Annotated in this window: 18 protein-coding genes; 14 read left to right on the top strand and 4 right to left on the bottom strand. The window is 64.5% G+C overall.

The window, feature by feature from the left end:
- The first annotated feature begins 1 nt into the window (after position 1).
- From ACN0RC_RS04075 to ACN0RC_RS04010, 14 genes are all read left to right on the top strand, one after another.
- Positions 2 to 490: a hypothetical protein gene (locus ACN0RC_RS04075; RefSeq protein WP_417509065.1), complete on the top strand. Its 489-nt coding sequence runs from the start codon at positions 2 to 4 to the stop codon at positions 488 to 490.
- Positions 491 to 900: 410 nt separating this feature from the next.
- A complete protein-coding gene (locus tag ACN0RC_RS04070) occupies positions 901 to 1,857 on the top strand; it encodes a hypothetical protein (RefSeq protein ID WP_417509064.1) in 957 nt (318 codons plus the stop codon).
- A 116-nt stretch (positions 1,858 to 1,973) separates the two neighbouring features.
- Positions 1,974 to 2,261 carry a WXG100 family type VII secretion target gene (locus ACN0RC_RS04065; protein WP_417509062.1) on the top strand — a complete coding sequence of 96 codons (288 nt, stop codon included), beginning with the start codon at positions 1,974 to 1,976 and terminating at the stop codon, positions 2,259 to 2,261.
- Positions 2,262 to 2,393: 132 nt separating this feature from the next.
- Entirely contained in the window at positions 2,394 to 2,693 is a 300-nt protein-coding gene (locus tag ACN0RC_RS04060; protein WP_417509060.1) for a hypothetical protein, read from the top strand.
- Positions 2,694 to 2,702: 9 nt separating this feature from the next.
- Positions 2,703 to 3,896: a hypothetical protein gene (locus ACN0RC_RS04055; protein WP_417509058.1), complete on the top strand. Its 1,194-nt coding sequence runs from the start codon at positions 2,703 to 2,705 to the stop codon at positions 3,894 to 3,896.
- The gene (locus ACN0RC_RS04050; protein ID WP_417509056.1) at positions 3,893 to 4,540 is read left to right on the top strand and encodes a hypothetical protein; all 648 of its coding nucleotides are present in this window, start codon (positions 3,893 to 3,895) and stop codon (positions 4,538 to 4,540) included. Before ACN0RC_RS04055 ends, ACN0RC_RS04050 begins: the two co-directional genes overlap by 4 nt.
- The gene (locus ACN0RC_RS04045) at positions 4,527 to 5,255 is read left to right on the top strand and encodes a hypothetical protein (RefSeq protein ID WP_417509054.1); all 729 of its coding nucleotides are present in this window, start codon (positions 4,527 to 4,529) and stop codon (positions 5,253 to 5,255) included. Before ACN0RC_RS04050 ends, ACN0RC_RS04045 begins: the two co-directional genes overlap by 14 nt.
- Complete coding sequence (locus ACN0RC_RS04040) at positions 5,252 to 5,881, top strand: hypothetical protein (RefSeq protein ID WP_417509052.1); 630 nt, start codon at positions 5,252 to 5,254, stop codon at positions 5,879 to 5,881. Before ACN0RC_RS04045 ends, ACN0RC_RS04040 begins: the two co-directional genes overlap by 4 nt.
- Positions 5,878 to 7,704 (top strand): hypothetical protein, encoded by a 1,827-nt coding sequence (locus ACN0RC_RS04035; RefSeq protein WP_417509050.1) that lies wholly within the window; start codon positions 5,878 to 5,880, stop codon positions 7,702 to 7,704. The genes ACN0RC_RS04040 and ACN0RC_RS04035 overlap by 4 nt, the downstream gene beginning before the upstream one ends.
- An 88-nt stretch (positions 7,705 to 7,792) precedes the next feature.
- Complete coding sequence (locus tag ACN0RC_RS04030) at positions 7,793 to 8,515, top strand: GntR family transcriptional regulator (RefSeq protein ID WP_417509048.1); 723 nt, start codon at positions 7,793 to 7,795, stop codon at positions 8,513 to 8,515.
- Positions 8,512 to 10,068 carry an MmgE/PrpD family protein gene (locus ACN0RC_RS04025; protein ID WP_417509046.1) on the top strand — a complete coding sequence of 519 codons (1,557 nt, stop codon included), beginning with the start codon at positions 8,512 to 8,514 and terminating at the stop codon, positions 10,066 to 10,068. Before ACN0RC_RS04030 ends, ACN0RC_RS04025 begins: the two co-directional genes overlap by 4 nt.
- Complete coding sequence (prpB, locus tag ACN0RC_RS04020; RefSeq protein WP_417509044.1) at positions 10,068 to 10,970, top strand: methylisocitrate lyase; 903 nt, start codon at positions 10,068 to 10,070, stop codon at positions 10,968 to 10,970. Before ACN0RC_RS04025 ends, prpB begins: the two co-directional genes overlap by 1 nt.
- A gap of 2 nt (positions 10,971 to 10,972) precedes the next feature.
- Positions 10,973 to 12,163, top strand: coding sequence for a bifunctional 2-methylcitrate synthase/citrate synthase (locus ACN0RC_RS04015; protein WP_417509042.1), 1,191 nt, complete (start codon positions 10,973 to 10,975; stop codon positions 12,161 to 12,163).
- A 30-nt stretch (positions 12,164 to 12,193) separates the two neighbouring features.
- A complete protein-coding gene (locus ACN0RC_RS04010; protein WP_417509040.1) occupies positions 12,194 to 13,378 on the top strand; it encodes a thiolase family protein in 1,185 nt (394 codons plus the stop codon).
- A 24-nt stretch (positions 13,379 to 13,402) separates the two neighbouring features.
- Here ACN0RC_RS04010 and ACN0RC_RS04005 read toward each other — a convergent pair whose 3' ends face one another.
- The 4 genes from ACN0RC_RS04005 to ACN0RC_RS03990 form a co-directional block, all read right to left on the bottom strand.
- Positions 13,403 to 14,434, bottom strand: a complete 1,032-nt coding sequence (locus ACN0RC_RS04005) for a LacI family DNA-binding transcriptional regulator (RefSeq protein ID WP_417509038.1) — start codon at positions 14,432 to 14,434, stop codon at positions 13,403 to 13,405.
- A 106-nt stretch (positions 14,435 to 14,540) separates the two neighbouring features.
- On the bottom strand, positions 14,541 to 15,863 hold the full coding sequence (locus ACN0RC_RS04000; RefSeq protein WP_417509037.1) for an extracellular solute-binding protein: 1,323 nt from the start codon (positions 15,861 to 15,863) through the stop codon (positions 14,541 to 14,543).
- A 75-nt stretch (positions 15,864 to 15,938) separates the two neighbouring features.
- Entirely contained in the window at positions 15,939 to 16,769 is an 831-nt protein-coding gene (locus ACN0RC_RS03995; RefSeq protein WP_417509035.1) for a carbohydrate ABC transporter permease, read from the bottom strand.
- A gap of 56 nt (positions 16,770 to 16,825) precedes the next feature.
- On the bottom strand, positions 16,826 to 17,617 hold the full coding sequence (locus ACN0RC_RS03990; RefSeq protein WP_417509033.1) for a carbohydrate ABC transporter permease: 792 nt from the start codon (positions 17,615 to 17,617) through the stop codon (positions 16,826 to 16,828).
- Positions 17,618 to 17,758: the final 141 nt, after the last annotated feature.

Raw genomic sequence — 17,758 nt, 5'->3', positions numbered from 1 at the left:
GATGACGGATACCCCCGGATCGGCAGAAGCAGCGGGCGACGACTCGAATAGCGAGACGTCGAGTGCAGATGACACCGCGCAGGAGCGGTTCGCGGCGATCATGCGGTTCCCGAGGAATGCTGCGCTGATCAGGGGTGCTCTGGTACTTGTTGCGATACCGATCCAGGTGTTAGTGCTCGACGAATTCTCATTGCCATTGCTCGGTGTGGCTGTGCTCGCGGCGCTCGTCTGCGTTTTGGCGGTGTGGAACGTCGTCAACTTCTCGTCGACCGCAGTCGCCAGGCTAGAAGCACTGTCGCCGCAGGTCGGTGGAAGGTTCTGGCTGTGGAAGGCGGGTGCGGGCCGATACGAGGGTGGGCCTTTCGCGTTCGGGGTTGATCATCAACGGTTCGGGATGCTCAACTTCGTCGTTCACGGGATGATGGCATGGCTCTCGAGTCTTAGGGGTGCGGATAGCCCCGGAGTCGTGGCACCGTGCGCAGCGCGTTGATGTGGGCGGTGGGCGGCGGTTCCGGCTTTACGTCGGTGATGGGGGAGAGTCGCTCGCGCGCAGCTTCTTCACCCCTGATGTCGTGCAAACGTTCGAGCAGGTCGGCCGCGGCAGGCACCGAGAGGCGATGGAACGGGCAACGAGAGCTCATCGAAAGACTCGCCACCACGTTGGCGGGTTCTACGGGATGGGATCTGGTGCGTCGCCAGAGCCGGGGACGCGGCCCCGCATATGGTGTGCTTCGTGAGGACGCGGTGTGGACGGGCACGATCATCGTATCCGTGGCGGTCGTTGCGATTGTCGTACTGTCATTTATCGTGCTTAAGGCCGCCGGCCTACTGGACTAGAGATTGGTATGACCGATGGCAACGGATCGAGAGAGAGCGCGCGATGACGCGAACGGTGCGGTGGTGAACGATGACACCGCGCAGGAGCGGTTCGCTGCGATCATGCGGTTCCCGAAGAGAGCTGCGCTGATCAGCGGCATTCTGGTGCCGCTTACCGCGGCAGTGAACCTCTTCGTGCTCGAGGATACGTCGATGCCGCTGTTCGCCGTAACGGTGATCTCGGCAGTGGTCTGCCTCCTGGCGATGGTGAACGTCATCAGATACTCACCACGGGTGATGGCCAGATTGAGTTCCCTGGCGCCGCACGTGGGCGGACGATTCACGCTGTGGAAAGCGGGCGCGGGCGGGTATGCGGGCGTGCCGTTCGCTTACGGGGCGGAGCACGAGCGGTTCGGCATGCTCAACTACGACGTTCGCGGTGTCCCGATCGAGATCGGTCATCTGTCTTCCCAGGTGTCGGCCCGCTATCGGGCACCTACCGGCCGTCGTCATCCGTACGTCGTCGTCCGCTTGCCGGAGCGCATGCCGCACATGATTCTGAGCTTCGGCCACCTCTCTCGCGTTCTCGGGGTGCGGGTGGCACCGGACCAGTGGCACCGTTCGCAGCGTGTGGATGTGGGTTTCGCCCGACGGGGACGACTGTTCGTCGGCGATGGCGGCGAACACGTGGCCCGCGCCTTCTTTAGCCCAGAGATGGTGCAGCTGCTCCAGCGGACAGGGCGATACTTCGATGTCGAGATCAAAGATCGGAACCTCTATCTCTTCCCATCCGCTCCGGTCACGGCGGGCGCTGAGCGTCGAAGGGCTGAGAAGCTCGAGCTCATCGAGGAACTCGCTACCTCGGTGGCAGGCTCGAAAGTGTGGGAGCTCGTGCGTCGGCAGAGCCGCGGAACCGGGCCCAGATACGAGGCGCTTCGCGCCGACATCGCACGCAGTGTTGCCATCGTCTTCGGCATTGCGGGTGTGTTCGCCGTCGTGCTCTCGCTCATCGTGCTCAACGCTCGGGGACTGCTGGGCTGACCGCAATCGCTCACGATGGGGAATAGTCCCCATCGTGTTCCTCCGGTTCGCTTGATTAGTGTGTGTGTAGGTGGTCCGCGGTGGGCTGCTGGTCTTGACAGGAATGGGGTGAGCGCATGAGTGATTTCGGCGCAACGTACGACGAGATGGATACGGCAGCTACGAAGCTGGACGACGGCAAGGTCTCGATTGACGAGCTGCTTGATGAGCTGCAGGGTCACGTGGATGACCTTGTCGAAGATGGCTTCAAGACGGAGAAGGCGTCTGGCAAGTTCCAGGAGGGCTACCAGGAGCTCACTGACGGCATGAAGCAGGCTGCCGAGGGCGTGACCGACATGGCTTCGGCGCTTCGCGACATGGCGCAGGCCATCCAGGATCTCGACGACGCACTCGCCGGCGGCTGAGCCGCTCGCGTCATAGAACTTTGACGAAGCCCACCTCAGTCGGAGGCGAGGGCGATCAGGCCAGCGGAAGCATAAGCTCTGCTGGCCTGATGTCATCGGTGGGCTGCTCAGACATGATGTGAAGGGGTTGGGATGAGCGACGTCTACATCTCGTACACAGAGCTCGGTGAAGTCGAGACGAGCCTGACCAGCATCGTTGCGGAGTTCGAGGGCGCGGTGAGCGGCTCGGACGAGCTCGAGGCGGCGATCAGCGACCCGTATGGGCGTCACGAACTGCGCAATGCGGCGAGGGAGTTCGAAGAGCGCTGGGACAAGAAGCGCGACGAGCTGAAGGATGACCTCTCGAAGATTCTCGAGCGCGTGACCGGGATCCTTGACGGGTTCCGTCAGGGCGATGATGAGCTCGCGATTGCGCTCGAGCCGGAGCAGTAGGGAAGCAGCATGGACAAGTCGCCTGCAGGGCGTGACATCGAGTACGTCAAGGGAACACCGGAGACGATCTCCGCGCGAGGCACGGCGATCGGAACGCTCGGCCAGCAGATGATCGATAGCGCGATCGTGCTCGAGCAGATCGCCACGCGCGCCACCGACCAGCAGGGAGAAGCGGTCGACAAGCTCATCGAGACGATCGGTGACGCCTACAAGCAGCTGAAGGAAGCCGGCGAGCTGTACAAGCCCATCGGTCCCGTGCTCGTCACCTATGGCGACAAGCTCACCGAACTCAAGCCGAAGATCGACACTCGCGTCGATACATGCGATGAGCTGTGGGCCGCGTACCAGGGGCTCCCCGGCAAGGTCGAGCCGCGAGGTGCGGGCGGACTTTTCCAACCCGATGAAGGCAGCCCCGAGGCCGACGCGCAGGCAGAAGAGGATGCTGCCAAGAAGGCGGCCTTCGAAGCCTGGGAAGGCGAGGCCGAAGACTTCGACGCCGATTACAACACGTGGGAGCAGGCGTTCGACGACGCCGTCAGCGGCATCACCGATGAGATGTCGGGGAAGATCGCCGACGGATGGACGCAATGGCTTGCGACCATCAAGAACGTTCTCTCCTGGGCCGGTTTCGTGCTGGCTATCGCGGCGATCATCATCGGTGGCCCCATCATCGGGGCTCTCGCAGCCATCGTCGCAGGGCTGACGCTGATCATCGTGGTCATCCAGTTCGCGCGGGGTGAGGCGACGTGGGTCGATCTCACGCTGGCGATCATCGACGTGATCCCGATCGGGAAGATCGGCGGGATCCTCGCAGACGGCGGCAGTTGGGCGTCGAAGGGTGGAAAGTTCGGTTCCGAGTTCGTGTCGCAGTTCACGAACGTTGCGAATCGGGCCGGTTTGGACGACCTTGCGGGTCTGATCAAGAACCCCTCGTCGTTCAGCGGCGTCTCCGGCGGTCTCAGTGGCGTGATGACCCGCCTGTTCACCGGTAAAGAACTCTCGTTCTTCGACGATCTCGGTGCGGCCGGAGGATGGCAACTCGTCGCAGGCGTCGTCGAGATGCAACGGGGACTCGTGGGGGCGATCTTCAAGGTCGATGGGATGTTCGCGAAGGTTCTGCCCGACTATGACGGCATCAAGAAGGATGTCGGCAAGGTCGACGTCGGCGATACCTACCTGCCGGTTTTGGACGTGATCTGGTGACACGGATTCGAGCACGTGCGGGCACGGATGCGGGCGGGTGGATCGAGATACCGGTCCTCGGCGACGACGCGGAACGTGACCGCTGGGCCGGCGCGGTCGTCGACGCCGTCGCGCGCGCACACGGTGATCGTTTCGATGCTGAGGCGGGGCCTGGGATCCGTCGTGTCATGGCGGAGGCTGCCGACGACAGGGAGGAGTCGGACCTGCTGGTGATGGCTTTCCTGCCCACTGCTCGTCCGATCGTGGCGACCGTGCGGGTGTTCATGATGACTCCGTCGCCGGTCGACTGGTGGCGGAGCCACGGCTTCGCCCTCTCGCCGATCCACGCTCCGGGTGCGGGTCACGGAATGCTCGCAACGCGCACACTTGAGGAGACGGTCGATGAGGAGCGTCTCGTTGCCCACCAGACCGTGTTCATCTTCACCGACGGTGAGCTGGACATCGCGGTCTTCATCGAGCCGACCGCTGCGCTGGTGTTCGATCGGATGCAGGAAGGCCTGATCGAGATCGTCGCATCGCTGACGCTCGAGTTCGAGGATGGCCGGACATTCGTGGGCGCGCGTCGCACCGAACTGCCCGATAGCGACGTCGACTCATGGGATGGCACCGACTCGTGGAATATTGGGTTGCATGTCGTTGCCTGAACTCCCCGCGAATTCACCACCACCGTCCCGTTGGGCTCGCCGGGTATCGCGTGACGAACCGCACGGGCTGGATGTGCTCGAAGCCCACGTGCTCGCATGGACGGGCAGGGCGGATGAGATCGTGAAGACGCCGAAATGGCGCGTTGCATGGAGCATCTCGCCGTTACTGGCGCTACTCGCCTCGATCGGCGGATTCGCCGCAGTTTTCGGCAACCCTCGCGACATCGCGATTGGACGAACGGATGCGCCGGATATGGGCAGCATTCCGTGGGCGATGCTCGCGTACGGTGTCGCGGCATTCGGGGTCGTCCTCATTCTCATCCGCTGGTTCGTCGATGGCCGCCGAAGGAACGGATCGTTGCTGATCCTTCTCGGCCTGACGATCGGGTTCGGCGTGTTCGGTGTGCTCATCGCCTTTCAGCTCGCGGCGGAGGGCGGCGCCGATACGGGCCTGATGATGCTTCCGGCGTACGTGATGATGGCGCTCGCGGTGATCGTGTTCGTGGTCATTGCGGTGTCCCCTCCGCAGGCCCCTATCGTGGAGACGCCGGCGATACCGATCGACGAGCTGGACGAGAAGGCGATGCGGTACGTCATGCAGGAGCGCAATGACGCGATCGACACCCTTGCGGAGCGTCGGCTGCTTCCCGATGTCGACGTCAAGGTGCTCAAAGCGCGACCACTGGGGCGGTTGCACATCAAGGAGGACTCATGAACAGCGGAAGCGGTATGACCCTGCGCGAGCAGCTGGGTGTGAGTGCAGAACCCGACTTCGAGATCGATCTGCCCGCAGGGTGGGAGCGCCGCAACGTCGGTGACGACGACCGTGCTGCTCTCGAAGCCGCGTTGCGCAAGAAGTTCCTCAGCGTGCAGCGCCCTGACCTCTACGCGGCCGTTCATGCGATGGTCGACGACTCCTATACGGCCATGAGCGCTGCGGGCGCGGTCGCATATTATGCGGCGACGACGGGCGACGAGAACACGCTGTGGATCCCGGGCTCGATCATCGTGTCGACGCGCACGGCGACTGCCGATGTCTCACTCGACCAGATGGTGTCGCACGCGATCCGCGAGTTCGACGCGCAGCCGCTGCTCGGAGACAAGCGCTTCATCCGGTTCGAGCGCGACGAGATCGTCACCGTCGGCGAAGCATCCATCGGCTTGACGACCGTCGAATACCTCACGCCGATTCCGACGACCAGGCGTCGCCGTGCACTTCATTTCACTGCGACGGTCGCGCGCCCGGCCGAGGCCGGCGCCGACGATGAGCAGGTGGCCGCGTCGAAGATGCTCTACGACGCCTGCATATCCACGCTGCGCTGGGTAACCACACGGCCATGACGGCGATCACGCGCGTACTGGGCGGGGTCGCAGCGGTCGTGATCTCACTGTCGCTCGTCGCGTGCGCCGGCAAGGGGTATCCGCCGTCGGTCGTCGAAGGCAGCCAAGTAGACGTGGCGTGGGGCGATTCGCTCTCGAGCGTCAATGTCGCAAGCACCGCGGGTGCCACCGGTGGGAATTTCGAGGTCGAGCAGCTCACCCGCTCGCAGTTCGTTCGCGAACGCGCGGGGAAGATCGAGCCCAACCCGACTTTCGGAAGCATCACGATCGAGGAGGAGGCCGAGGACTCTTTCACTCTCGGCTACGACCTCGAGCAGCCGGTGTGGTCCGATGGCATTGCTCTCGACGCGGCTGATCTGCTTCTCGCGTGGGCCGCCGGCTCCAACTTCTTCGCGCCCGACAGTGAAGCGCCAGAAGACGAGCTGCGCTTCGATTCGGTCCCGACGGGGATGGCACTCAGTGACGAGATACCCACGTATGACGAGTTCGAGCGTCGCATCGACGTGCACTTCGCGCGTCCCTTCAACGGATGGGAATCGGCGCTCGATGTCGCTGTTCCCGCGCACGTCGTGGGCCGCTACGCCCTCGGCATCGATGACCCTATGGCGGCGAAGACTGCGGTCGTCGAGGCGATCACCGGTTCGGACACCGCGGCATTGGCGAAGATCGCCGCGCTGTGGAACAGCGGATTCGCTCTCGGCGAGGATCAGATCTCTCGCGACGACTTGATGCTCTCGAGCGGTCCGTACCGCGTCGAGACGGTGGAGGGCGCGTCGGACGATCCTGCGCAGCGGGTGACGCTCGTGGTCAACTCCGCATACGTCGCGGAGAAGACCGCCAGCTACGAACGCATCGTCCTGCAGCATGACGATGGCGAAAATCTTTCGGATGCCGTCGGTACCGAGTACGACCTGGGGCAGGTCGTACCGCGCGCAGACAACTTCGAGAGCATCCGTCAGCTCGAACGAGACGACTACGGCGTCGATGACATCGACCACGGAGTCGTGTGGGTGGCTCAGGCGAACACCGCGGCATCCCGACCCCTGAGTGATAGTGCGGTGCGGGGCGTCCTCATGCGCAGCTTCGACCGCGGCGACGTGGCGGCAGCCGGAGCAGGCCCCTGGAGCGACATCTATTCTGGTGTGTCGTCCGTCGTGTTCGCACCGGGCACCGACGGCTACCAGGTGGCGGTCGAAGACGCAGGCTTCACCGCGAAGTTCCGCAGCGGGGGCGATGCGGCGGATCTGCGCATTGCGGCAGGGGTGCCAGAGGGCATCCGCATCTGTGTGCTCTACGATCGCGGTTCTGCTCTCGCCGCTGGGATGTTCGCATCGTTCCAGGCGCAGGTAGGAGAGGGCGGCTGGATCGCGACGGATTGCGGCAGCGATATGCCCGAAGAAGTCGCAGCCAGCAGTGATGACTGGGACATCTATCTGGGCACGATGGAGTTCCCGGTGACCGCTGACGAGCTCCGTGCGCAGTGGGGGACAGGTGGCGCCTGGAACTACTCGGATGCGAACGACGCTGCCCGCGATGATCTGCTCGCGCAGCTCGAGGTGGAGACCGACCAGTACCGGGCGCGCGATCTCCGTGTCGCCATCGAGAGGACGGTCGTCGACCAGATGGTCATCGCCCCGCTCACGATCGACCCGATCCTCGTGATCAGCGACCGTGACGTCGAGGGTGTGGAGCCGCGTTCATCTCGGCACAGAACGCTGCTCGATCGTGCGATCGGCTGGCGCCCCTATGACGCAGAGCAGTCGAACCAGGACGAGCAACCGACTCCGCCCGCAGACGAGGGCGATGACTCCGGTCTGTTCTGAGCCGGCGCCAAGGGCCGATCTGTATACGTTCCGCGCCATCGAGTGAACTGCGGTGCCCATAGGGGCGATTTATGTATACACTACCAGTGTGAGCACCACTGTTGAGCGCACCACTGCCGTCGAGAAGACGGTGCCCGTCGAGCGGGCGCGGGCGAGTGATCGCGCCTACGCGACTCTGCTGGAGGAGATCCAGTCCGGCGCACTCGCCCCCGGCGCTGTTCTCGCCGAGGTCGAGCAGGCGGCACGCCTCGGCGTCAGCCGCACGCCGCTGCGCGAAGCGCTGCACCAGTTGAGCGCGGACGGACTCGTCGAGCAGCAGTCTCCGCGCGTCACCGTGGTCTCCGGCATTGACGCCGGCGACATCCGCTCGCTGTTCGAGATCCGCCGTGCACTGGAAGAGTCCGCGGCTCGCCTCGCTGCAGAACGCGGCGATGCCGAGCTGTTCGCGGGGCTGGCCTCCGAGTTCGCGGTCGCCGGAGCATCCCTCGATGCCGCCACCGGACGCGACGACTACTACGCGCTCATCGCGCGCTTCGACGCGGCGGTCGATGCCGCCGTCGACAACGACTACATCGCCGCCGCCCTGCGCACCGTCCGCACCCACCTGGTCCGGGTTCGGCGGATGGCCCGCGATAACCGAGAGCGCCTCGTCGCATCCGTCGCCGAGCACCGGCTCATCGCCGAAGCGCTCGCCGAACGCGATGGCGACCTCGCCGCGCACGCCACCCATGTGCACCTGCGGAACGCCCTCACGAGCATTCTCGACAGCATCCAGAACCCTGAAATCACCGACAGCAGAGGGCAATCATGACCGTCAATCACCACGTCCGTGTCTACAAGAGCGAAGAGGATCTGCCCCGCGAGGAGCAGCTGGCCTGGAAGATCGCCGAAGTCGCCACCGACGCCGTCGAGGTCCCGCAGGATGTCGTCGACATGATCATCAACCGCATCATCGACAACGCATCGGTCGCCGCGGCATCCCTCACTCGCGGACCGATCCTCGCGGCCCGCGACCAGGCGTTCGCTCACCCGGTCTCCACGGGCGGGAAGGGAGCAACCGTCTTCGGTGCTCCGCTGGAGAAGCGCACGAGCCCCGAGTGGGCGGCATGGGCCAACGGCGTCGCCGTGCGTGAGCTCGACTACCACGACACCTTCCTCGCGGCGGACTACTCGCACCCCGGTGACAACATCCCGCCGATCCTCGCGGTCGCTCAGCACGCCGGCAGCGACGGTCGTGCGCTCGTGCGCGGCATCGCCACCGGCTATGAGATCCAGGTCGACCTGGTGAAGGCGATCTGCCTGCACAAGCACAAGATCGACCACGTCGCGCACCTCGGACCCTCTGCTGCAGCCGGAATCGGCACCCTTCTCGGCCTCGACGCCGAGACGATCTACCAGGCCGTCTCTCAGGCCCTGCACACCACGACCGCCACGCGTCAGAGTCGCAAGGGCGAGATCTCCACGTGGAAGGCGCACGCCCCGGCCTTCGCGGGCAAGATGGCGGTCGAGGCCGTCGACCGCGCCATGCGCGGCCAGACCAGCCCCTCGCCCATCTACGAAGGCGAAGACGGCGTCATCGCGTGGATGCTGGATGGCCCGGATGCTGCATATGAGGTGCCGCTGCCCGCCGCCGGCGAGGCGAAGCGGGCGATCCTCGACACGTACACGAAGGAGCACTCCGCGGAGTACCAGGCGCAGGCCTGGATCGACCTGGCGCGCAAGCTGCACAACGAGCACTTCTCGTCGCTCCCTGAGCCCGTCGAAGGGTCGACGTCGCGCACCTGGGACGACATCGAGTCGGTCGTCCTGCACACCAGCCACCACACCCATTACGTGATCGGCTCGGGCGCGAACGACCCGCAGAAGTACGACCCGAAGGCATCGCGCGAGACGCTCGACCACTCGATCCCGTACATCTTCACCGTCGCGCTGCAGGATGGCACGTGGCACCACGTCGACTCGTACGCTCCCTCACGGGCAGCGCGCGCCGACACTGTCGAGCTGTGGAACAAGGTGACCACGCTCGAGGATGCCGAGTGGACGCGCCGCTACCACTCGAACGACATCTCGGAGAAGGCCTTCGGCGGTCGCGTGGAGATCACGTTCACCGACGGCACGACGCTCGTCGACGAGATCGCCGTGGCCGATGCGCATCCGCTGGGTGCCCGTCCGTTCGCCCGCGACAACTACATCGCGAAGTTCCGCCTGCTCGCAGAGCCCGTGCTCGCGCCCGAAGAGATCGAACGCTTCCTGTCGCTCGTGCAGCGCCTTCCCGAGCTCACCGCGGCCGAGGTCGCAGAGCTCTCGATCATCGCGAGGCCCGGCGTCGTGGCATCCGAGCCCACCACTCAGGGACTGTTCTGATGCTGTATTCGAAGACGACGCCCGCCGAGAAGCGGCGGCTGTTCCGGGAGCGGCTCGCTTCCGGCGACCTGCTGCGGTTCCCCGGAGCGTTCAATCCGCTGTCCGCGCGGCTCATCGAGCAGAAGGGGTTCGAGGGTGTCTACATCTCGGGCGCCGTGCTCTCCGCCGACCTCGGGCTGCCCGACATCGGGCTGACCACGCTCACCGAGGTCGCTGGTCGTGGCAAGCAGATCGCACGCATGACGGAGCTGCCGACGATCATCGATGCCGACACCGGATTCGGCGAGCCGATGAACGTGGCCCGCACGATCCAGGAGCTCGAGGATGCCGGCCTCGCCGGCGCTCACATCGAGGACCAGATCAATCCGAAGCGCTGCGGTCACCTCGACGGGAAGGCCGTGGTCGATCTCGGTACTGCGACCAAGCGCATCCGGGCGGCCGTCGACGCGCGTCGGGACGAGAACTTCCTCATCATGGCGCGCACCGATATCGCGGCCGTCGACGGGTTGGAAGCTGCGAAGGATCGCGCGAAGGCGCTGGTGGATGCCGGGGCCGATGCGATCTTCCCCGAAGCGATGCGATCGCTCGAGGAGTTCGCGGCGATGCGCGAGGCCGTCGATGTGCCGATCCTCGCGAACATGACCGAGTTCGGGAAATCGGACCTCTTCTCGGTGGAGCAACTGCGCGACGTGGGTGTCAACATCGTCATCTGGCCGGTGTCTCTCTTGCGTCTGGCAATGGGCGCGGCGGGCCGTGGTCTCGATACGCTTCTGGATGAGGGGCATCTGACCTCGAAGCTCGGCGAGATGCAGCATCGCGTCGACCTCTATGACCTGATCGACTACGAGTCGTATAACCACTTCGACTCCGGCGTCTTCAACTTCACCATCACGAAGGAGTGAGCATGGCTGAGAACGAGATCAAGAAGGGCCTTGCCGGAGTCATCGCGGATGAGACGGCGATCAGCAAGGTCAACCCCGAGACGAACAGTCTGCTGTATCGCGGGTACCCGGTGCAGGAGCTCGCCGCGACGCAGCCCTTCGAGGCCGTCGCCTATCTGCTCTGGCACGGCGAGTTACCGACGGCATCCGAGTTGGCCGACTTCCGCGCGACCGAGCGCGCGAATCGTGCGCTCGCGCCCGAGGTCAAGGAGGCCATCGACCGCCTGCCGCTGGACTCGCACCCGATGGACGAGGTGCGCACCGCGGTCAGCGTGATCGGCGCGATCGAGACAGCCGGAATCAGCAACGTGCTGGATGCTGTCGGCACACCGGAAGAGAATCTCGAGCGGAGTCTGAAGCTGTTCGCGGTGCTCCCCGCGATCGTGTCGTACGGTCAGCGGCGCAGGCGTGGGCAGCAGATCGTCGAGTCGCGTGACGACCTCGACTACGCGGCGAACTTCCTCTCGCTGACGTTCGGTGAAGAAGCCGCGCCCGAGGTGGTGGATGCTTTCAACCGCTCGATGATTCTGTATGCCGAGCACTCCTTCAACGCCTCCACCTTCACGGCACGAGTGATCACCTCGACCCTGAGCGACCTGTACTCTGCCGTCGTCGGGGCGATCGGCGCGCTGAAGGGTCCGCTGCACGGCGGTGCCAACGAGGCCGTGATGCACATCTTCGATGAGATCGGCACTGCGTCGGAGGTCTCGTCGTGGTTGGATACCGCGCTCGCCGAGAAGCGCAAGATCATGGGTTTCGGGCACCGCGTCTACAAGCGCGGCGATTCGCGAGTGCCGACGATGAAGGCGGCGCTCGACACGCTTGTCGAGCACTACGACCGGCCGAATGTTGCGGATCTCTACAACACCCTTGAGAGCGAGTTCGTCGCGCGCAAGGGGATCTACCCGAACCTCGACTACCCCTCGGGGCCTGCGTACAACCTCATCGGCTACGACACACTCACGTTCACGCCGCTGTTCATCGCGTCGCGCATCACCGGGTGGACGGCGCACATCATCGAGCAGCAGGCGTCCAACGCGCTGATCAGACCGTTGTCGGCGTACAACGGACCGGATGAGCGGCATATTGCCGACTATGAGCCGGATACCGCGGCGATCGATGTGCAGGAGCGACCGGAAGAGGCGGCAGGCTGATCCGCCTGTAGCCGGCCGAGAAGGAGAAGTATGAGCACGCGCAGCGAAGCGGTTCTGGTCGATGTCGTCCGCACCCCGGTCGGTCGCGGCAAGCCCGGTGGTGCCCTGAGCGGAGTGCATCCGGTGGATCTGGCCGCAGGGGTTCTCTCGACGATTCTCGAACGCAACGGCTTGGAATCCCAGCAGATCGACGACGTGCTCCTCGGCTGCGTCAGCCAGGTCGGCGATCAGTCGATGAACATCGCCCGGCAGGCGGTGCTGGCGGCAGGATTCGACGAGACCGTGCCCGGGGCGACGATCGACCGGCAGTGCGGATCGAGTCAGCAGGCGGTGCACATCGCAGCCCAGGGGATCATGGCCGGCGCGTATGACGTGGTGCTGGTCGGTGGAGTGGAGTCGATGAGCCGCGTTCCACTTGGGTCATCCGCCGCGGGTGGATCGCCGATGTCGCCGCGGCTGCGCGCCCGGTACCCGGAAGGACTCGTGAACCAGGGCGTCTCGGCCGAGCTCATCGCGCACCGCTGGGGTTTCGGCCGTGGCGAGCTCGACGCGTTCGCGGCCGAGTCGCACCGTCGTGCAGCACAGGCCTGGGCGGACGGATTCTTCGACAGCACGGTCGTCGCGGTCGATGAGGCACCGGATGCCGCGACCGATGAGACGGTGCGGGCGGGGACGACGGCCGAGAAGCTTGCCGGCCTTCAGCCCGCGTTCCGCACGGATTCTCTCGCGGCACGGTTTCCGGAACTTGAGTGGAGCATCACCCCCGGCAACTCCTCACCGCTGACGGATGGCGCATCCGCTGCGCTGCTCATGAGCGCAGAGCGCGCAGTGGCCCTCGGGCTTCGCCCCCGGGCGAGATTCCACGCGTTCTCAGTGGTGGGCGACGATCCGATGATGATGCTCACCGGGCCCATTCCAGCCACCCGTCTCGTGCTCGAACGCGCGGGACTCACGATGGATGACCTCGACGCGTACGAGGTGAACGAGGCTTTCGCCTCGGTCCCGCTGGCGTGGGCCGCGGAGCTGGGAGCGGATGCCGCGAAGCTGAACCCGCGCGGCGGTGCGATCGCGCTCGGTCACGCGCTCGGGTCCTCCGGAACGCGCCTGCTCGGCACGCTCATCGATCAGCTCGAGGCGACCAGTGGTCGTTACGGGCTGCAGACCATGTGCGAGGGTGGCGGCATGGCGAACGCCACGATCATCGAACGAGTCTGACCGGCTGCGACCCGACCGAGGGATCTACCGCCCGGGCCCGGGGAACCCGGTCGACTCGCGTCTGACGATGCGGAACTCCGGCTTCACCGTGCGCGGCGGGCGACGCTGGCCCTTCTCCTCGATGCGCTCGACGAGCAAGTCGACCGCGGTGAGCGCGATCTCCGCACTCCCCGCATCCACGCTCGACATCGAAGGCATCGAGAACCGCGTCTCGTCGATGTTGTCGAAGCCGATCACGGCGACGTCCTCAGGGACCCGGAGTCCTGCCTCGTTGAGTGCGCGAAGCGCACCGAGGCCCAGCGCGTCGTTGAACGCGAAAACCGCATCGAATGAAACGCCCTCGGCGAGGAGCTCGTGAATGGCGGCGGCGCCCGCGTCTCGAGTCCAGTGCTCCGTCGTATGGATAAGGCGTGAATCGATCGCGAGCTCAGCACGCTCGTAGGCCTGTCGGTACCCCGTCAGACGCAGCGTTGCTGAACTCGTGTCGGTGGTGTGTTCCCCCTCAGCGCCGATGACGGCAATCCGGCGGCGCCCGATGTCGAGCAGGTGCTCCGTTGCAGCCCTGGCCGCAGAGACGTTGTGCATCGCAACGTGATCGGTAGGTCCGCCGAAGATGCGCTCGCCGAGGAGGACCAGGGGGAGATCAGTATTGAGGGAGTCCACGTCGGACTGACCGAGGGCGAACGGGCTGAACAGCATCCCGTCGGCCAATCGGGGTCTTCCGCCGGTGATGACTTGGAGCTCTCGCTCTCGATCGCCGCTGGTCTGCTCGACGACCACGCCGAGGCCGCGCGCATCAGCGGCGCGGATGACGGCGTCTGCGAGCTCGGCGAAGTAGTTCTCGCGGAGCGCAGGGACCGCAAGACCGATGACTCCGGTGCGCCCCGAACGGAGTCCCCGAGCGGAGAGGTTCGGGCGGTAACGCAGCTCATCGATCGCCGCCTGCACCCGCTCACGGGTCTGGGGCCGCACGTGCGGGTGATCGTTGATGACGTTGGAAACCGTTTTGATGGAGACGCCGGCGAGCTTTGCGACATCGTGCATCGTCGAATCCATCGGTCCACCAATCGCCGGGCATCGCTGCTTCCGAGCCACCACTCTAGCCGCGCCTGATGCGGGTCGACGAACAGTCGTCGACCCGCATCAGACGTGCCGTGGAGAGTTACTCGCCGAGCTCGTTCAGCACAGTGTCCTGTGCCTGCTCGAGAGCATCTGCGGCGGGAGTGCCGCTCTCGTAGATCTCGTTGAGGGTGACCGTGCGGAACTGATTGTCCACGGTCGGCAGGTTCGGGTTCGAGAACGACTGGAAGTGCGCGATGCCGTCCTTGACCGAGTTGAGCACGTCGAACAGGTTCGTCTGGAAGTACTGGTTGAACTTGTTGTCCGGGTTGTGCGTGATCGCTTCGTCCTCCCAGACCGACATGTTCACGGGGTCGAAGCCGAGGACTTCCCACACCGCGACATTGGCCTCGAGCGACAGCTTCGTGAAGGCGAGGAACTCACTGGCGAGGTCCTTGTGCTCACTGGCGGCCAGCACGGACGTGCCGGTGCCGCCTCCACCGATCGTGAGGATGTCGGAACCCTCGATCTGCGGTGCGGGGGCGATCGCGATCTTGCCGCTCAGGTCGGGCATGTAGTCCACGAAGCGCGAGGTGTACCACGCAGGGTAGACGATGGCCGCGTAGTCACCGTTGTTGATGGCTCCGAACGCCTCTTCGCTGTCGGGGCTGCCGCCGGGGATCGTCGAGAGCGCGCCCGCATCCTTCATGTCCTGGAACATCTCCATGGTCTCCACGACCTCGGGACTGTTCAGAGCCGGTGAGCCGAGGCCGTCGTCATCGAAGAGCTCTCCGCCGTTCTGAGCGATCGCCAGAGGCTCGGTGAAGAAGACGCCGGTGCTCGCGACGCTGAAGGCCTTGTCAGTTGCATCGTTGTACATTGTGCCCGCAGCAGCGAAGTCATCCCAGGTCTTGATCGTCGTGTAGTCGATGCCTGCGCCATCGAGCAGTTCAGTGTTGTAGAACGCGACGAAGGCCCCGACGTGGGTGGGGTAGCCGTAGATCTTGCCGTCGCGGCTGTACAGGTCGAGACGGGCCTGGACGATGTCGTCGATGTAGGGCTCGGCTGCCTCGGTCAGGTCGGCGAGCGGCGGGTTGCTGCCCTTGACGAAGTTGCCGAACTTGCCGACTTCGATGTCAGCGAGGTCGGGCAGTCCCTGACCCGAGTTCACGGCGAGCAGGAGCTTGTCGTGCATGTCCTGGTACGGGTAGACCGAGAGGTTGAGATCGATCTGCTTGTCGGGGTTCTCCTCGTTCCACTTCTCGGCCATCTCTTCGTAGACCTGGCCGTGGAGCTCGGCGAACACCCACATGTCGAGTGTGGTGACGCCGTCGGCGCCTTCGCCGCCGCCGTCATCCTGGCCGCTGCTCGTGCAGCCCGCCAAAGCGCCGAGTGCCAGTCCTGCCACGATCGTTGTGGTCAGCATCCTTCGGATTCGCATGGTGTTGCTCCTGACTGTGTGTTGGGTATTGCGGATAAGGGGGTACGTGTGTGCGAGCGATCAGCCCTTCACTGCGCCGGCGGTCATACCGCTGACGAAGAACCGCTGGAAAGCGAGGAAGAGGATCAGGATCGGGATGAGCGAGAAGAACGAGCCGATGATCAGCAGCTCATAGTTGTTCCCATGCGGGGTGAGCAGAGTGTTCAGACCGATCGGGAGCAGGAACTTCTCGGGCGAGCGCAGCACCAGCAGCGGCCAGAGGAAGTTGTTCCAGATCGTCATGCCGTTGAGGATCGCCATCGCGGCGAAGGCCGGCTTGGCGATCGGCACGACGAGGCGGAAGAAGATGCCGAACTCTGAAACGCCATCCACCCGGCCCGCCTCGAGGATCTCCTTCGGCACGCTGAGGAAGTACTGGCGGAAGAAGAAGATCGTCACCGCCTGTGCGAGGAACGGCAGGACGACGACCCAGTACTGATCGGCGGCGCCGATGTCGTTGACCTGCACGTAGAGCGGCAGCATGAGCATTTCGAACGGGATCGTCATGAGGATGATCACGAGGATGAAGCCGAGGCTCTTGCCGCGGAATTCGTACATCGCAAAGCCATAGGCGACGAACGAACTCACAAGCAGCGTTCCCAGCACCTGGATGACCGTCACCGCCAGGCTGTTCCAGAACCACTGGAAGTACATGCCCGAATCGGTGAACAGCATGACGTAGTTGTCGAAGCTCAGCTCGGAGAAGTCGATCGAGAACGAGATGCCGTTGCGGATGACATCATTGCCGTCCTGGAACGTACCGACGAAGATCGCGAGCACAGGCACCAAGGTGATCAGCGCGATCAGGAGCAGGAAGGCCCCTTGGATCAGCCGGATAGTTCTGCGGCTCATGCGGGGCTGCGTCTTGTCGACGCTCGATGCGCGAGGGGGCGCCACCGTATTGTGCGTCATCGCGTCGACTCCTTCTTGAACGTTCCCGTGGCGGTGAGCTGGGTGAGGTTGATCGCCAGGACCAGGACCAGCAGCACGACGCCGACTGCGGAGGCGAATCCGAGATCGTTGTCCTGGATGCCCTTCCGGTAGAGGTAGCCGACGATCGTCAGACCCTGGTTGTTGGGGGAGTTGTTGCCGGCGTAGAGCATGAAGCTCTCCAGGAACATCGCCAGGCCGCCGTAGACGCTGATGGTGGTGACGTAGACGATCGTGGGCTTGATCCCCGGCAGAGTCACGTTGAAGAACTGCTGGATCTTGCTTGCGCCGTCGATCGATGCGGCCTCGTAGTAGTCAGAGGGGATCGCCTGCATTCCGGCGAGAAAGTACATGGTGTTCACGCCGGCCCAGCGCCAGAGGGCGAGCAGCAGCAGTGCGAAGAGTCCGGTCAGGTCCTCTCGGAGCCAGCGCACCGGGCCGAAGCCGAGGAACTCGACGACCTGGTTCATCAGACCCGAATCGGTCTCGGCGAACATCAGTCGGAAGACGATGCCGGCGACCACCACTGAGGTCAGCGCCGGCACGAACAGCGACGACTTGAAGAAGTTCTTGACCCGGGTGCTGCCGATCTTCGAGTTGATGATCGCTGCGAGCGCCATCGGGATCGGGATGAGGATCAGCAGGGTGAGGAGCATGTAGCGGATGCTGTTGAACATCGCCTGCCAGAAGACGGGATCACGCCAGAGTCGCTCGTAGTTCGCGGTGCCGATGAAGGTCGCCTGTCCGTACAGAACCTCTTGGAAGCTCATGATGACGGAGCGTCCGACGGGGATCAGCCAGAAGACGAGCAGCGTCAGCAGGAACGGCAGGATGAACAGATACGGAGCGAGCCGCTGACTTTAGAGCAGCTTCTTGAAGCGGTTTGTCTGGGTCATGGCAGATTCTTCCTC

Origin of the sequence: Microbacterium sp. (genome assembly GCF_048259935.1) — a bacterium.
Lineage (GTDB): Bacteria > Actinomycetota > Actinomycetes > Actinomycetales > Microbacteriaceae > Microbacterium.
This window is presented reverse-complemented; position numbering and strand designations above follow the sequence as displayed.

Excerpts from the sequence above, each read along its gene's own strand:
- prpB (WP_417509044.1), top strand. The coding sequence starts at position 10,068 with ATGCTGTATTCGAAGACGACGCCCGCCGAGAAGCGGCGGCTGTTCCGG.
- ACN0RC_RS04055 (WP_417509058.1), top strand. The coding sequence starts at position 2,703 with ATGGACAAGTCGCCTGCAGGGCGTGACATCGAGTACGTCAAGGGAACA.
- ACN0RC_RS04060 (WP_417509060.1), top strand. The coding sequence starts at position 2,394 with ATGAGCGACGTCTACATCTCGTACACAGAGCTCGGTGAAGTCGAGACG.
- ACN0RC_RS04000 (WP_417509037.1), bottom strand. The coding sequence starts at position 15,863 with ATGCTGACCACAACGATCGTGGCAGGACTGGCACTCGGCGCTTTGGCG.
- ACN0RC_RS04075 (WP_417509065.1), top strand. The coding sequence starts at position 2 with ATGACGGATACCCCCGGATCGGCAGAAGCAGCGGGCGACGACTCGAAT.
- ACN0RC_RS04005 (WP_417509038.1), bottom strand. The coding sequence starts at position 14,434 with ATGGATTCGACGATGCACGATGTCGCAAAGCTCGCCGGCGTCTCCATC.
- ACN0RC_RS04035 (WP_417509050.1), top strand. The coding sequence starts at position 5,878 with ATGACGGCGATCACGCGCGTACTGGGCGGGGTCGCAGCGGTCGTGATC.
- ACN0RC_RS04040 (WP_417509052.1), top strand. The coding sequence starts at position 5,252 with ATGAACAGCGGAAGCGGTATGACCCTGCGCGAGCAGCTGGGTGTGAGT.
- ACN0RC_RS03990 (WP_417509033.1), bottom strand. The coding sequence starts at position 17,617 with ATGAGCTTCCAAGAGGTTCTGTACGGACAGGCGACCTTCATCGGCACC.
- ACN0RC_RS04010 (WP_417509040.1), top strand. The coding sequence starts at position 12,194 with ATGAGCACGCGCAGCGAAGCGGTTCTGGTCGATGTCGTCCGCACCCCG.
- ACN0RC_RS03995 (WP_417509035.1), bottom strand. The coding sequence starts at position 16,769 with ATGAGCCGCAGAACTATCCGGCTGATCCAAGGGGCCTTCCTGCTCCTG.
- ACN0RC_RS04015 (WP_417509042.1), top strand. The coding sequence starts at position 10,973 with ATGGCTGAGAACGAGATCAAGAAGGGCCTTGCCGGAGTCATCGCGGAT.
- ACN0RC_RS04025 (WP_417509046.1), top strand. The coding sequence starts at position 8,512 with ATGACCGTCAATCACCACGTCCGTGTCTACAAGAGCGAAGAGGATCTG.
- ACN0RC_RS04045 (WP_417509054.1), top strand. The coding sequence starts at position 4,527 with ATGTCGTTGCCTGAACTCCCCGCGAATTCACCACCACCGTCCCGTTGG.
- ACN0RC_RS04065 (WP_417509062.1), top strand. The coding sequence starts at position 1,974 with ATGAGTGATTTCGGCGCAACGTACGACGAGATGGATACGGCAGCTACG.